Here is a 14,730-nt window from a genome sequence, read left to right on the forward strand (position 1 = left end):
GAGTCGGAGGAATCCCATGAGCACCAACCCGTTCGAGAACCCCGAAGGCACCTACTCCGTGCTGGTCAACGAGGAGGGCCAGTACAGCCTGTGGCCCGACTTCGTGGACGTGCCGGCCGGCTGGACCGTCGCGCACGGCCCGGCCCCCCGCCAGGAGTGCCTGGACCACATCGAGACCAACTGGACGGACATGCGTCCCAAGAGCCTGGCGGAGCGGATGGCGGCGGAACAGGCCGGCTGAGGCTTCGTCGGCGACGGACAGGGAGACGGTATGGAGACGGACATGAAGGCGTACGCCCATCTGTGGCAGGGGCCGCCGTATCCGCGCCGGTGGGTGCTCTGGGACACCGCGGGGGACGTCCTGGTGTTCGACCGGGACGCCAACTGTTTGGTGGACATCGACGACGGGGCCGTACGGGGCGAGGTTCTGCGCAGGATGCGTGACGCGGGGGTGCCCGAGAGCGACGACTATCCGGGACAGCCCTGCGCGTGAACGGGACAGCCCTGCGCGTGAAGCGGCTCCCACTCCGCCCTGCTTCACTGTTCAATGGAGGTGAACGCCTTTGACGCTGCCGTGCCGCGAAAGGAGTCGACCGTGCCCCCTGTGGTGGTGCCGCCGGTCGGCGCGCGTATCCGCCGGGCGCGTACGGCCCGGGGTATGAGCCTGCGCGGTCTGGCCCGGGAGATCGGAGTGTCCGCGAGCCTCATCTCGCAGATCGAGACGGGGAAGAGCCAGCCGTCGGTGAGCACCCTGTACGCGATCACCACCGCGCTCTCCATCCCCGTCGAGTCGCTCTTCGACGCCGACGCCGACGCCGACGCCGAGGGCGCCCCGGTCCTCGCCCCCGCCCCGGCCCCCGTGGCGACGGTCGGCGAAAGGCGCCGCGCGCCCGTGGGCGCACCGCCCGACCCCGTGCCGAACGCACTCGCCGCCTTCGCGGCCGACCCCCGCCGCAGGATCGGCCCGCTGGTCAACGGCGGTGAGCGGGAGGTGCTGGAGCTGGACTCGGGCGTCGTGTGGGAGCGTCTGGGCCGTGTTCCCGGAGCGGACGTCGACTTCCTGCTCGTGACGTACCGCCCCGGCGGGGCCTCCTCCGGCGCGGGCGGCCTGATGCGGCATCCCGGAACCGAGTACGGCTACCTGACCTCCGGCGAACTGGTGCTCACGCTCGGCTTCGACGAGTACGCGATCCGGCCGGGCGACGCGGTCAGCTTCGAGTCGACGACCCCGCACCGCTACCGCAACGACGGCGGCGAACCGGCCGTCGGTGTCTGGTTCGTGTTCAGTATGCCTTGACACTTTCCCCGGACGGTCGTTCACTCCGGATGAGGGTGGTGGTCGCCTTGGCAATCCGCACATTCGGGCCGAACGCCGTCGACTGGGAACAGCGCATCGACCTCGACCGGCTCCGTCAGGAACGACTGGCCCGGCTCCACGCGGCCCTGAACCGCTCCGAGTTGGGCGCGTTGCTGAGCTTCGACTTCGCCAACATCCGCTACATGTCCGCCACTCACATCGGCACCTGGGCGATGGACAAGCTGATCCGCTTCGCGCTGCTCGTCCGCGGCGGCGAACCGGTCGTCTGGGACTTCGGCTCCGCCGCCCGCCACCACCAGCTGTACAACCCGTGGCTCGACTACAGCGACGGCAAGGAAGGCCCGCCCACCGGCGCCCGCGCGGGCATCTCGACCCTGCGCGGCGCCTTCCACCCGGACGCCGGAATCGGCGCGGACGTCGCGGCGAAGGTGGCCGCCGAACTGCGCGAACACGGTCTGGCGGGTGAGTCGTTGGGCGTCGACATCGCCGAGATGCCCGTCCTGCTCGCCCTCAAGGACCAGGGCATCGACGTCGTCGACGGCCAGCAGGTGTTCCTGGAGGCCCGCCGGGTCAAGACGCCCGACGAGATCTCCCTGCTCACCCAGGCCTGCTCGATGGTCGACGCCGCCTACGAGGAGCTGTACGCCCACCTGCGGCCGGGCGTGCGCGAGAACGAGTGCGTCGGACTCGTCAGCAAGGTCCTCTACGACCTCGGCAGCGAGTACGTCGAAGGCGTCAACGCGATCTCCGGCGAACGCTGTTCACCGCATCCGCACGTCTACAGCGACCGGCTGATCCGCCCCGGCGACCCCGCCTTCTTCGACATCCTGCACAGCCACCTCGGATACCGCACCTGCTACTACCGCACGTTCGCCGTCGGCAGCGCCTCACCCGCGCAGCGCGACGCGTACGTCCGCTGCCGTGCCTACATGGACGAGGCCATCGCGCTGGTAAGGCCGGGCGCCACGACCGCCGACATCGTCGAAGTCTGGCCGCGCGCCCAGGAGTTCGGCTTCCCCGACGAAACCGCGGCCTTCGCCCTGCAGTACGGACACGGGGTGGGCCTGTCCATCTGGGAGAAGCCCATCTTCAGCCGCCTGGTCTCGCTCGACCACCCCGAAGTCCTGGAAGCGGGCATGGTGTTCGCGCTGGAGACGTACTGGCCGGCGGCGGACGGCTGGTCGGCGGCGCGTATCGAGGAAGAGGTCGTCGTCACCGCCGACGGGTGTGAGGTGATCACCAAGTTCCCGGCGGAGGAACTCCTCGTCGCGGGCCGCAAGTACTGGACCGTCGGCGGCGAGCTGAACACCCGCCGCGAGTCCCAGTCCCACCTGAACACCCGTGAGGGCAGGGGGGAACGATGACCCGCGCCCCACAGGCGGCAGCCGGAGTCGAGGCCGCTCGACTCCTGCTCCTGTACGAGGAGATGGCCGTGATCCGGCGTACGGAGCAGGCCGCCCACGACCTGTTCATGTCCGGCCTCGTCAAGGGCACCACCCATCTCGCCGCCGGGCACGAGGCCATCGCCGTCGGCGCGAGCGCGGCCCTGCGCGACGACGACTACGTGTTCGCCACCTACCGCGGCCACCACCACGCCCTCGCCCGTGGCGCGACCCCCGAGGAGTGCCTCGCCGAACTGATGAGCCGAGCGACAGGCCTGTGCGGGGCCAAAGGCGGCTCGATGCACCTCACCAAGGCCTCGGACAACATGCTCGGCTCGTACGCGATCGTGGGCGCCCATCTCCCACTGGCGGTCGGCGCCGCCTGGTCGGCCAGGCTGAGGGGAACCGAGCAGCTCGCCGTGGCCTTCTTCGGCGACGGGGCGACCAACATCGGCGCCTTCCACGAGGCGCTCAACCTGGCCGCCGTGTGGAAGCTGCCCGTGCTGTTCATCTGCGAGAACAACCTGTACATGGAGTACACCCCGATCGCCGACGTGACCGCCGTGGCCAACCCCGCGGCCGACCGGGCGCCCGCCTACGGCATCCCCGGCGAGATCGTCGACGGCAACGACGTGGTCGCCGTGCGGGAGGCGGTGACCGGGCTCGCGGACCGGGCCCGGGCAGGAGGCGGGCCCGGTCTGCTGGAGGCCCGGACCTACCGCCACTACGGCCACAGCCGCGCCGACCCGGCGACGTACCGGCCCGCCGAGGAGGTGGAGCGCTGGCTCAAGCACGACCCGCTGGACGTGGCCCGCGGCCGGCTCGCCGAACTGGGCGTGCCGACCGAGATGGTCGCGGGGGCCGACGAGCGCGCCGGCGCCGTCGTACAGGCGGCGGTCGAGGCGGCGAAGAACGCGCCCGGGCCCGACCCCCGTCAGGCGCTGACCGACGTATGGGCGGACGGAGGTGCGCGGTGGCGGACGTGATCACCTACCGGCAGGCCGTGGCCGAGGGCATCGCGCGGGAGATGCGGCGCGATCCGGCGGTGGTGTGCCTCGGCGAGGACATCGGCGCGGCGGGCGGGGTGTTCAAGACGACCGCCGGACTGTACGAGGAGTTCGGGTCCGAGCGGGTGTGGGACACGCCGATCTCCGAACAGGCCATCGTCGGGGCGGCGATGGGCGCCGCGATGACCGGGATGCGCCCCGTCGCGGAGATCATGTTCTCGGACTTCCTCGCCTGCTGCTGGGACTACCTCGCCAACGAGATCCCCAAGGTCCGCTACATGACGGGCGGTCAGGTCACCGTGCCGCTGGTGGTGCGGACCGCCAACGGCGGTGGCCTCGGCTTCGGCGCGCAGCACTCCCAGGCCACCGAGAACTGGGCACTGACGGTCCCCGGACTGAAGATCGCCGCACCGGCCACGCCCGCCGACGTGATCGGCATGATGGCCGCCGCCATCCGCAGCGACGACCCCGTGGTCTTCTTCGAGCACAAGGGACTGCTCGCGGCCAAGGGGCCGCCCGCACCGCCGGACCACGTCGTCGAGCTGGGACGTGCCGCCGTGGTACGCGAGGGCGCCGACGTCACCCTCGTGGCCCTCGCCTCGATGGTGCCCGTGGCGCTCACCGCCGCCGAGCGACTGGCCCCGGAGGGCATCGACGCCGAAGTGATCGACCTGCGCTGTCTCGTGCCGCTCGACGCGCTGACCGTGCTCGGCTCACTCGCGAAGACCTCACGGCTCGTGACCGTCGAGGAGAACCCGTACCAGGGCGGCTGGGGCGGCACGCTCGTGTCGATCGTCGCCGACGAGGGATTCGGTCTCCTCGACGCGCCCGTACGCAGGGTCGCCGCCGAGTGCGTGCCGCTCCCCTTCGCGGACGTCCTCGAAAGGGAGGTCATCCCGACCGTCGACAAGGTCGTGGCGAAGGTCCGCGACCTCAGCGCGTACTGAATCCGACACGTACTGAATCCGACATGCAGAGAGGCGAGTAAGGCGATGACCGACCGAATGCTGCTGCGCTCGGGCCATGTGCTCTCGATGGACCCCGGCATCGGGGACCTGCCCGACGGTGACGTCCTGATCGAGGACGGGAGGATCGTCGAGGTCGCACACGGCATCAGCGCGGACGCGGAAGTGCTCGACATGACGGGCCGCATCCTCGTACCCGGCTTCGTCGACACCCACCGGCACACCTGGGAGGCGCCCCTGCGCGGCTGCGCGCCCAACGCCACGCTCGACGACTACTTCGTCGAGGTCCTGGACACCTACGCGCCCGTCTACGGCCCCGAGGACGTCTACGCGGGCAACCTGGCGGGCTCGCTGGAGTGCCTGAACGCCGGGATCACCTCCCTTGTCGACTGGTCCCATATCAACAACACGCCCGAGCATCCCGACGCGGCGGTCCAGGCCCTCGGCGAGACCGGCATCCGCGCCCAGTACGCGTACGGCAGCGCCAACACCTCGCTCGCCGACTACTGGTACGAGAGCAAGATCGCGATACCGGGCGATGACGTACGGAGGGTGAAGGAGCGTCATTTCACGTCCGACGACAGCCTGTTGACCATGGGGCTCGCCACTCGCGGACCCGGCTTCTGCATCAACGACGTCGTCGAGGCCGAGTGGCGCCTCGCGCGCGAGCTGGGCATCCCCATCACCGTGCACGCCGGCATGGGGCGGCTCGCCGGCCGGTTCGCAATGGTCAAGCAGCTGCACGACCTGGGGCTGCTCGGCCCCGACACCACCTATGTGCACTGCTGCTACTTCAGTGAGGAGGAGTGGCGGATGGTCGCCGACAGCGGCGGCACGGTGTCCGTCGCCCCGCAGGTGGAGACGCAGATGGGGCACGGCTGGCCACCCGTGATGAAGGCGATCGAGTACGGCCTGAGGCCGTCCTTGAGCATCGACGTCGTCACCACCGTGCCCGGCGACATGTTCACCCAGATCCGCGCGGCCTTCGGCGCCGAGCGGGCCCGGGTGAACGCGGCGTGCTGGCAGGCCGACAGCCCCGTACCCGCCACCATGTTGACGGCGCGTCAGATGCTGGAGATCGCCACGGTCAACGGCGCGCATGTCGCGGGCCTTGAGCACCGGACCGGTTCACTGACCCCTGGCAAGCGCGCCGACGTCGTGGCGATCGACGCGACGGCGCTCAACGTCGCACCGCTCATCGACCCGGTCGCCGCCGTGACGCTGAGCGCGGACGTCTCCAACGTCGAGACCGTCATCGTCGACGGCGTCGTCCGCAAGCGCGAGGGCAGGCTGCTCGCCGACGTCGGGCGGGCGCGGCGACTGGTCGAGGAGTCCCGTGACCGCCTCACGGCGGCGGTCGAGGCGCGTGGGAAGCGACAGGCATGACACACCATGTGATCCGGCGGGCGGCGGACGCCACGTTCGCCGCCCCGCCCCTGCTGCCGGCCGGAAGCAGCGGGCTCCGGCGGCGGAGCGTCGTGGGGGAGGAGGACGGCTCCGTACACACGGGCTTCGGCGTGTGCGAACTGGCGCCGGACGGGGCGATCGGGGCCCACGTCCACTCGTACGAGGAGTCCTTCCACCTGCTTTCGGGCACCGTGGTCCTCGATGTGCCCGAGGGCTCGTACCTCCTCGAAGAGGGCGACTACGGGCTGCTGCCGACGGGCGTCCCGCACGCCTGGCGCGGCGCCGGGGACACCATCGCGCGCTGGGCGGACATGCTCGCGCCGGTGCCGAGGGCGCGCTACGGGTACGACACCCGGGCCGTGCCGGCGCTCCCCGTCCACGAGCCGTCCCGGATCGACGTACGCGACCCGCGCACCCGCTCGTTCGGGCACTTCGAGGCCGCCCGGATGGATCCGGGAAAGCAGTCCCAGGACCTGCTGACCGTGTCCGCCAGTATGCGCACCGCGCTGCTCGTGTACAGCGGGATCACCGTGAAGATGATGGTGGACGCCGACCTGGGCGCGGTCGCCTCGACGATGTTCATGGTCCAGTACGCGGCCGACGGCGTCGCGGGCGCGCACGACCACCCCTTCGAGGAGACGTACCTGATCGTCGAAGGCACCGTGGATGCCACCTTCGACGGCGAGCGGTACCGACTGGAAGCGGGCGATGCCGCCTGGGCGGGCGCCGGTTGCGTGCACGGCTTCACCAACGCCGGTACGGGACACGTGCGGTGGCTGGAGACACAGGCCCCGCAGCCGCCCTCGCGCCACTCCTACCGGTTCGCCCGGGACTGGGACCACCTGCGCGACGTGCTGGAGGAGAAGCCATGAGCAGTGTTGTCGTCATCGGCGGTACGGCCGGCATCGGCCACGAGATCGCCCGCACCCGCGCGGAACGAGGAGACGAGGTCGTTCTCACCGGCCGCGACGCCCACCGCGCCGACACGGCGGCCAAGGGGATCGGCGCGCGCGGGCTCGCCCTGGACCTGTCCAGGCCACGGGAGATCGCGCCCGCGCTGGCCGGTGTCGAGCACGTCGACCATCTCGTCCTCGCCGGTATCTCGCGCGACCGGAACACCGTCACCGAGTACGACATCGAGGCCGCGCTGCAGCTTGTCACCCTCAAGCTCGTCGGCTACACCGAGGTCGTCCACACGCTGGTGCCGCGTATGCATACCGCTGCGGAGAGCGCCGTCGTGATCTTCGGCGGGCAGGCCAAGGAGCGGCCCTACCCGGGCGCCACGACGGTCGCGACGGTGAACGCGGGCGTCACGGGCCTGGTGCGCACCCTCGCCACCGAACTCGCCCCGATCCGGGTCAACGCCATTCATCCGGGCATCGTCGGCGACAGCCCGTTCTGGGCGGACAAGCCCGCCGAGGTGCTGGAGAACTACCGCGCACAGACCCCCACGGGACAGCTCGCGCGCATGCGGGACGTCGTGGACGCGGTGGACTTCCTGCTGTGCAACGTCGCGGTCAACGGCGTCGACCTCGCCGTGGACGGCGGGTGGTTGCTGCGGTGAACTAGGACCGTTTCTCCCGCGCCTGACGCAGGCAGTCCTCCACGACGGTTTTGTCCAGCGCCGCCCGGACCAACGCGGCGGCCAGAACGACGGGCTCGGTGTCCCCGGCGAGCTTCACCAGCCGGCCGGGTTCCTCGGGCAGCCCGAGCCGGGCCGCGCCCTGCAGGGCCTTCGCGTCGAGGTGGGGCGCGACCTCGGGCCAGACCTGCTGCACCTCACGCAGGAAGATGTCCACGCCTGCGGGGCCCAGGCCCGGTATCTCCCGCAGCAGGCCCCGGAGTTCGTCCAGGTCGCCGCCCGCCGCCTCACGCATCCGGCGCGGGTCGCCTCCCCAACGGTCCAGCAACAGCTCGGCGCCGTCCCCCAGTTGGGTCGCCGTGCGCTCGTCGTAACGCCGGTAGCCGCCTTGCCCCAGTGCGTCGACCCGGTCCTGCCAGGTCGCCCCGGCCATCCGGCGCGGATCGCGCAGCCCCGCCTCGTACAGGGCGCGGGTGGTCGCGAGGGCGACGGAACCACGGATCCGGGCGCTGAGCAGACAGGCCATGACCAGGGTCCGGTACAGCGGCTGTGGTGTGTTCCGCAGCCGGATGCCCGCTTCCTCGGCGAACGTACGGCCGTGCTCGGCGAGCAGGGCCCCGAGGACCCTCTCCGCCTTGCTGCTCATGCCGACGATCGGAGGGGATCGTGCCCCAGTGTCATCAGGCGCCGGCGGCGACGGGTCTCCTCGGCCTCGTGGCCGGGCCCCGGGTCCGTCTCGGCTGTGACCGTGTCCACGACCTCGTACATCACGTCGAGGTCTTCCTCGGTGAGATCGATTCGACGCTTCTGCAGGATGGCCAGCACATGCTCGCCGGTGGGCGAACCCGCGTACTCGGGCGGCGGCACCGACTCCTCGGCCTCGTCGTTCACCCGCAGCCAGGCGGCCAGCTCCTGCGAGGTCATGTTCACCACACGGTGGAACTCGTCCCACAGCGCGTCGAGCTCGAGGGCGTCGGCCATCGGGTGCCCCTTTCGTCCGTCACTCCGCTTTCGTCCGTCACTCCGTGCGGCCCCGAGTGCCCAGGACGGATCGCCGAAAACACTCCATGTGATCCCTCATGCCGGCCCCATGCCAGCCCTCATGCCGGCCCCGAGCCATCCCCCGTGTCAGGGCGCGAGCGCGTCGTCCACGAAGCGCGTGACATCCGCGAGGACCGCGTCCTTGTGGGTCTCGTTGAACACCTCGTGCTGAGCACCCGGGTACACGCGCTCGCTCCACTCCGCGCCGCGCAACTCCTCCACGCCCGCCCGGCTGGCGGGCAGCGGCACGATCCGGTCGGCGTCCCCGTGCAGCCACAGCAGCGGAAGCGCCCCCACGTCCCCGCCCTTGGAAATGGTCTCCAGAGTGCGGACGAATGCCTCCAGCGTTGGCCGTTTGAACGGCCCGTGCCAGACGAGGGAATCCGCCGCGTACGCCCGGCCGACCGACGGGTCACGCGAAAGCGCCGTCGGATCGATGGGGACCGCGGGCAGCGGATCGAGCGCGAGCAGCTGATGCAACGGCGCCCAGCCTCCGATCACCGGCCCGGACAGGACGAGCGCGGCCAGGCCGCCCCCGTACCGCTGGGCGTATCGCGCGGCGATCAGGCCGCCCATGGAGTGGCCGATCAGCACGACCGGCACACCGGGGTACGCGTCCCGGGCCAGCAGTTCCACCGTATGCACGTCGTTCACGACGTCTTCGAAGTCCTCGATGAGCGCGCGCTCGCCGCCGGACTTCCCGTGGCCCATGTGGTCGGGGCCGAACACCGCCCCGCCGTGCCCGTGCAGTACGTCCGCGACGTACTCGTAGCGCCCGATGTGCTCCCCGTAGCCGTGGACCAGCAGCGCCACGTACCGCGGTCGTTCCCTGGGCCATTCGCGCGCGGTGATGCTGCTCCGGGTGCCCGTGAGGGTGTGCTCGCGGGAGTCGGCCATGGTTCCTCCATCGGCGTCGGCGAAGGTGCGGGGGCGATCTTTCCAGGGGGTGCGAGGCCGGTCCAGGGTGCGAAGTCGATGATGGCGGCAGCAGTGGCGGCAGGGGTCACCTGTCGAGACACCGCTGACATGATCGGATAGGTGGGCATAGCATCGGTTCCCGCATGGACACGATGACGCTCTGGCACGTAACGCCCTGGGAGTTCGCCGCTCTCGCCGCCGCGGCCCTGCTCGTCGGCTTCTCCAAGACCGCCGTGAGCGGGGCCAACACGGTCAGCCTCGCGATCTTCGCGGCGGTTCTGCCGGCCCGGGCCTCCACGGGGGTTCTGCTGCCCATCCTGATCGTCGGGGACGTGCTCGCCGTCCTCACCTACCGGCGGCACGCACACTGGCCGACGCTGTGGAAGCTGTTCCCGGCGGTCGCCGCCGGGGTGGTCGTCGGCACGGTGTTCCTGATGTGGGCCGGCGACGAGATGGTACGGACGTCGATCGGCGCCATCCTGCTGCTGATGGCCGGGGTCACGGTGTGGCGCCGCCGGAAGGCCGAGACGGCGGAGGAGCCCGACTCGGTGGCCACGCGGACCGGCCGGATCAAGGCCCGCTCCTACGGCGTACTGGGCGGTTTCACCACGATGGTCGCCAACGCGGGCGGCCCGGTGATGTCGATGTATCTCCTCTCCGCGGGCTTCCGCAAGCTCGGTTTTCTGGGCACCTCCGCCTTCTTCTTCCTGATCGTCAACGTCTCCAAGGTTCCCTTCAGCGTCGGACTCGGCCTGATCGACGGCCACTCGCTGCTGCTGGACGCGGCCCTCGCGGCCTTCGTCCTGCCGGGTGCCCTCATCGGGAAGTGGGCGGTCGACCGGATCAACCAGCGGCTGTTCGAGCGGCTGGTGATCGCGGCGACGGTGGTGGGCGGCGCACAGCTGCTCCTGCGCTGAGCGGCGCGCCGGCACGGGCGCGGGGGGCTGCGCGACGCGCCCGACCGGACCTGCGGATTCACGACTGCGCCCACAGCCGAGCGTCTACGCTGGAAGGCGTCAGAGGCGTGCGTGTTCCCAGGGTGAAGAGCAGGGAGGCTGCCATGTCCGAGGCATCCGCTCATCAGGATCCACCGGCATCCGGCGGCTACCTTCCGATCGCCGACCACGGCCTCATCGGTGATCTGCGCAGCGTGGCCCTCGTGGGCACCGACGGCACGATCGACTGGTACTGCTGCCCGGCCTTCGACGCTCCGAGCGTCTTCGCCTCGATCCTCGACGCGGACCGGGGCGGCTCGTTCCGACTGGCGGCCGCCGTGCCGGCCCGGACCAAACAGTTCTACTTCCCGGACACCAACGTCCTGGTCACGCGCTTCTTCACCGAGGACGGGGTGGGCGAGGTCCAGGACTTCATGCCGGTGGACGGCGACCCGACCGAGGCGGACCGGCACCGGCTGATCCGGCGCGTGCTGTGCGTACGCGGCTCGATCCCCTTCCACGCGCGCGTGGCGCCCCGGTTCGACTACGCGGCGCAGCCGCACACCGCGCGGACGCACGACGGCATGGTGGTCTTCGAGTCCGCGAACCTGTCGCTCGCGCTGACCTGTACGGAGCCGCTCGAATGCGACGGGCTCGACGCGACGGTGGACTTCAAGCTCCAGCAGGGCGAGTCCGCGGTGTTCGCCCTCGACCAGGTCAGCGGCGACGTCGCGCCCCGCCGCTGCCCGCGCGCCGAGGCGGAGGAACTGCTCGTCGCCACCGTGGCGTTCTGGCGGCACTGGCTGACCGCCTCCCAGTACCGCGGCCGGTGGCGGGAGATGGTGCACCGCTCCGCGCTGACCCTCAAACTGCTCACCTACGCGCCGACCGGCGCGATCGTGGCCGCGGCGACGACCAGCCTGCCCGAACAGCTCGGCGGCGAGCGCAACTGGGACTACAGGTATGTGTGGGTGCGGGACGCGGCCTTCTGCGTGTACGCGCTGCTGAGGCTGGGCTTCACCAGCGAGGCCGAGTCGTTCATGGCCTTCACGGCCAGACACATCAGCCCGGGCGACGGCCACCCCGCGGGCCCGCTGCAGATCATGTACGGCATCGACGGGCGCACCGACCTGCACGAACGGGAACTCACCCACCTGGAGGGATACCAGGGCTCGTCCCCTGTCCGCGTCGGCAACGCGGCGGCCGACCAGCTCCAGCTCGACATCTACGGCGCCCTCATCGACTCGGTCTACCTCTACGACAAGTGGGCCCAGCCGATCTCCAGCGACCAGTGGGACGACATCTGCGCGCTGGTCGACTGGGTGTGCGACCACTGGGACCAGCCCGACGAGGGCGTCTGGGAGACCCGCGGCGGCCGGAAGAACTTCCTCTACTCCCGGCTCATGTGCTGGGTGGCGATCGAGCGTGCCATGAGGCTGGCCACCCGCCGGGGCCTGCCCGCGGACATCCTGCGCTGGCGCGGGGCCCGCGACACGATCTACCGGCGGATCATGAAACGCTGCTGGTCGACGACGCGTCAGGCGTTCGTCCAGCACGAGGACGACGACGTCCTCGACGCCGCGGTGCTGATGATGCCGCTGGCCAAGTTCATCTCGCCCACCGACCCGAAGTGGCTCTCCACGCTCGACGCGCTCACCGAGGACCTGGTCTCCGACTCGCTCGTCTACCGCTACGACCCGAACACGAGCCCCGACGGCCTGCGTGGCGAGGAGGGCACCTTCTCGATCTGCTCCTTCTGGTACGTCGAGGCGCTGACCAGGGCCGGACGGCTCGACGAGGCGCGGCTGGCCTTCGAGAAGATGCTCACCTACGCCAACCACCTCGGCCTGTACGCCGAGGAGATCAGCCACACCGGCGAACAGCTGGGCAACTTCCCGCAGGCCTTCACCCATCTGGCGCTGATCAGCGCGGCGTTCAACCTCGACCGGGCGCTGGGTTGACGGCACGGGGGACCGCCGAGGTGTCGTGGGCCAGGTCCTCGACCAGCAGGCGTTTGGCGATGGTGTCGACGGCGACGCGCAGTTCGTCGCCCGAGGGGCGGCCGAGGTCCTGCTCGACGCGGTCCGCGAGCCAGCCGGCCCACGCCTCGCCGATGACACGGGCCTCACGGGCGCCGGCCCCGGTGTGGGAGAAGAGGGTGCCCTCGCGGGTGAGGTAGCCCTCCTCGGCCATGCGTTGGAAGACCGGCACCAGGACCTCCGGGGGCAGGCGCCGGCGGGCGGCGATCAGGGTGAGGCTGGCGTGCCCGACCATCCGGGTGAACAGCTCGACCTGCATCACGGCCCAGGCACCCGCGATGTCCAGCCGGGTGTCCGCCTCGACGACGAGCCGGCGCATGGTGTCGGGGCCGGCAGCACCGATGATCTTCCCGACGGTGGCTTCCAGACGCTGCCGGTTGTCGGCCGCGGAGGGGGTCGCGAAGCCCTCACCCATGTCGGTGGACCCCATCCGGGCGCTGTCGCGCAACTGCACCTGCTTGAGGAAGAGGGAGACGACGAAACCGAGCAGCGCCACGGGCACGGTCCACAGGAAGACGGTCTGCAACGTCTCCGCGTACGCCTTCACGAGGGGCGCGGCGGCCGCCGACGGCAGGCTGTGCAGCCCGTCCGGGCTGGTCGCCGCCTTGGTGAGGGCCGCGGGGTCGGCCCCGCTCGTCCGGGCCGCCTCGGCGACGCCGTCCGAGAGGTTCGGCTTCAGGGTGTTGGCGTAGATCGTCCCGAAGACCGCGGTGCCGAACGAACTGCCCAGCGTACGGAAGAAGGTCACACCGGATGTCGCGGTACCGAGGTCGGTGTACTCGACGGTGTTCTGCACGGCGATGGTGAGGACCTGCATGCACAGACCGATCCCCGCACCGAGCACGAACATGTAGAGCGAGGAGAGCCAGGTGCTGGTGCCGCTGTTCATCAGCGAGAGCAGGTACAGACCGGCGCCCATGACCAGGGAGCCGACGATGGGGAACACCCGGTAGTGGCCGGTCTTGCTGATCACGTTGCCGCTGAAGACCGACGCGATGAGCAGGCCGACGACCATGGGCAGGGTGCGTACGCCGGAGACCGTGGCCGAGTCCCCGTCCACGTACTGCAGATACGTCGGCAGGAACGTCATCGCGCCGAGCATCGCGAAGCCCACGATGAAGCTGAGGATCGAGCAGACCGTGAAGACGGGATTGCCGAACAGACGCATCGGCAGCATGGGCTCGGCCGCACGGGTCTCGGCCCGGCAGAAGGCCGCGAGGGCCACGACACCACCCGCGAAGAGGCCGATGACGGTGGGCGAACCCCAGGCGTACTCGTTGCCGCCCCAGCTCGTCGCCAGGATCAGGGCACTGGCGCCGACCGCCACCAGGGCGATGCCCAGATAGTCGATGACCGGCCGGGACGGCGACTTCACCACCGGGATCGTGCGGGCCGCGGCCACCACGACCAGGATGGCGATGGGGACGTTGACGTAGAACGCCCAGCGCCAGGTGAGATGGTCGGTGAAGAGGCCGCCGAGCAGGGGCCCGATCACGGTGGCGACACCGAACACCGCGCCGATCGCGCCCTGGTACTTGCCGCGTTCCCGCAGCGGGATCACATCGGCGATCAGAGCCATCGCGGTGACCATCAGACCGCCCGCGCCGATGCCCTGCATGGCCCGCCAGGAGATCAGCAGCAGCATGTTCGAGGAGAGGCCGCACAGGAACGACCCGGTGATGAAGATGATCGCCGATGCCTGGAAGACGACCTTGCGGCCGAACAGGTCACCGAACTTGCCGACGAGCACCGTGGCGACGGTCTCCGCCAGCAGATAGCTGGTGACCACCCACGACATGTGCTCCGCGCCACCGAGGTCCGACACGATCGTCGGCAACGCCGTGCCCACGATCGTCTGGTCCAGCGCGGCCAGCAGCATACCGAGCATGATCGTCACGAAGACGACATTGCGGCGGCGCTTGTCCAGCACGGGAGGCTGTGTGGCGGGCGGCCCCGCGGCCGCCGGCCCTGCGGTGTCGGTGGTCGTCACACCCGTCAGCTTCACATCGGCCGATGGGGTGTGCATGTGGGGCCGTCCGCATGGGGGCGCGGCCCGCTGCGGACCGGTACAGGGGTACTTCGACCGGTACAGCGGTACTTCGACCGGTATCGCGGTACTGCGGCCGGTCCCGCGGG

At 70.5% G+C, this 14,730-nt stretch carries 15 protein-coding genes; 11 read left to right on the forward strand and 4 right to left on the reverse strand.

The window, feature by feature from the left end:
• Positions 1-16 precede the first annotated feature (16 nt).
• The 9 genes from AB0D14_RS14555 (at position 17) to AB0D14_RS14595 (ending at position 7,643) form a co-directional block, all read left to right on the forward strand.
• Entirely contained in the window at positions 17-241 is a 225-nt protein-coding gene (locus AB0D14_RS14555; protein WP_362778416.1) for an MbtH family protein, read from the forward strand.
• Positions 242-271: 30 nt separating this feature from the next.
• Entirely contained in the window at positions 272-493 is a 222-nt protein-coding gene (locus AB0D14_RS14560; RefSeq protein ID WP_362778418.1) for a hypothetical protein, read from the forward strand.
• Between the two features lie 102 nt (positions 494-595).
• On the forward strand, positions 596-1,297 hold the full coding sequence (locus AB0D14_RS14565) for an XRE family transcriptional regulator (RefSeq protein WP_362778420.1): 702 nt from the start codon (positions 596-598) through the stop codon (positions 1,295-1,297).
• Positions 1,298-1,344: 47 nt separating this feature from the next.
• Positions 1,345-2,682 carry a Xaa-Pro peptidase family protein gene (locus AB0D14_RS14570; RefSeq protein ID WP_362778423.1) on the forward strand — a complete coding sequence of 446 codons (1,338 nt, stop codon included), beginning with the start codon at positions 1,345-1,347 and terminating at the stop codon, positions 2,680-2,682.
• Entirely contained in the window at positions 2,679-3,686 is a 1,008-nt protein-coding gene (locus AB0D14_RS14575; protein WP_362778424.1) for a thiamine pyrophosphate-dependent dehydrogenase E1 component subunit alpha, read from the forward strand. Before AB0D14_RS14570 ends, AB0D14_RS14575 begins: the two co-directional genes overlap by 4 nt.
• Positions 3,674-4,654 (forward strand): alpha-ketoacid dehydrogenase subunit beta, encoded by a 981-nt coding sequence (locus AB0D14_RS14580; RefSeq protein ID WP_362778427.1) that lies wholly within the window; start codon positions 3,674-3,676, stop codon positions 4,652-4,654. The genes AB0D14_RS14575 and AB0D14_RS14580 overlap by 13 nt, the downstream gene beginning before the upstream one ends.
• A gap of 45 nt (positions 4,655-4,699) precedes the next feature.
• A complete protein-coding gene (locus tag AB0D14_RS14585; RefSeq protein ID WP_362778430.1) occupies positions 4,700-6,058 on the forward strand; it encodes an amidohydrolase family protein in 1,359 nt (452 codons plus the stop codon).
• Positions 6,055-6,951 carry a cupin domain-containing protein gene (locus tag AB0D14_RS14590; RefSeq protein ID WP_362778434.1) on the forward strand — a complete coding sequence of 299 codons (897 nt, stop codon included), beginning with the start codon at positions 6,055-6,057 and terminating at the stop codon, positions 6,949-6,951. The genes AB0D14_RS14585 and AB0D14_RS14590 overlap by 4 nt, the downstream gene beginning before the upstream one ends.
• Complete coding sequence (locus AB0D14_RS14595) at positions 6,948-7,643, forward strand: SDR family oxidoreductase (RefSeq protein WP_362778436.1); 696 nt, start codon at positions 6,948-6,950, stop codon at positions 7,641-7,643. The genes AB0D14_RS14590 and AB0D14_RS14595 overlap by 4 nt, the downstream gene beginning before the upstream one ends.
• Position 7,644: 1 nt before the next feature.
• On the opposite strand, the gene AB0D14_RS14600 is transcribed toward AB0D14_RS14595, so the two are convergent.
• From AB0D14_RS14600 to AB0D14_RS14610, 3 genes are all read right to left on the reverse strand, one after another.
• A complete protein-coding gene (locus AB0D14_RS14600; RefSeq protein WP_362778439.1) occupies positions 7,645-8,307 on the reverse strand; it encodes an endonuclease in 663 nt (220 codons plus the stop codon).
• Complete coding sequence (locus tag AB0D14_RS14605) at positions 8,304-8,642, reverse strand: DUF3140 domain-containing protein (RefSeq protein ID WP_362778442.1); 339 nt, start codon at positions 8,640-8,642, stop codon at positions 8,304-8,306. The genes AB0D14_RS14600 and AB0D14_RS14605 overlap by 4 nt, the downstream gene beginning before the upstream one ends.
• A gap of 147 nt (positions 8,643-8,789) precedes the next feature.
• Positions 8,790-9,599, reverse strand: coding sequence for a lysophospholipase (locus tag AB0D14_RS14610; RefSeq protein WP_362778445.1), 810 nt, complete (start codon positions 9,597-9,599; stop codon positions 8,790-8,792).
• A gap of 164 nt (positions 9,600-9,763) precedes the next feature.
• Here AB0D14_RS14610 and AB0D14_RS14615 point away from each other — a divergent pair, with 164 nt between their 5' ends.
• On the forward strand, positions 9,764-10,537 hold the full coding sequence (locus AB0D14_RS14615) for a sulfite exporter TauE/SafE family protein (protein ID WP_362778447.1): 774 nt from the start codon (positions 9,764-9,766) through the stop codon (positions 10,535-10,537).
• 143 nt (positions 10,538-10,680) lie between these two features.
• Positions 10,681-12,516 (forward strand): glycoside hydrolase family 15 protein, encoded by a 1,836-nt coding sequence (locus tag AB0D14_RS14620; RefSeq protein ID WP_362778450.1) that lies wholly within the window; start codon positions 10,681-10,683, stop codon positions 12,514-12,516.
• On the opposite strand, the gene AB0D14_RS14625 is transcribed toward AB0D14_RS14620, so the two are convergent.
• Positions 12,491-14,620 carry an MDR family MFS transporter gene (locus AB0D14_RS14625; protein WP_362778451.1) on the reverse strand — a complete coding sequence of 710 codons (2,130 nt, stop codon included), beginning with the start codon at positions 14,618-14,620 and terminating at the stop codon, positions 12,491-12,493. The genes AB0D14_RS14620 and AB0D14_RS14625 overlap by 26 nt on opposite strands.
• Positions 14,621-14,730 lie beyond the last annotated feature (110 nt).

The organism is Streptomyces sp. NPDC048484, from assembly GCF_040651415.1.
GTDB lineage: Bacteria > Actinomycetota > Actinomycetes > Streptomycetales > Streptomycetaceae > Streptomyces.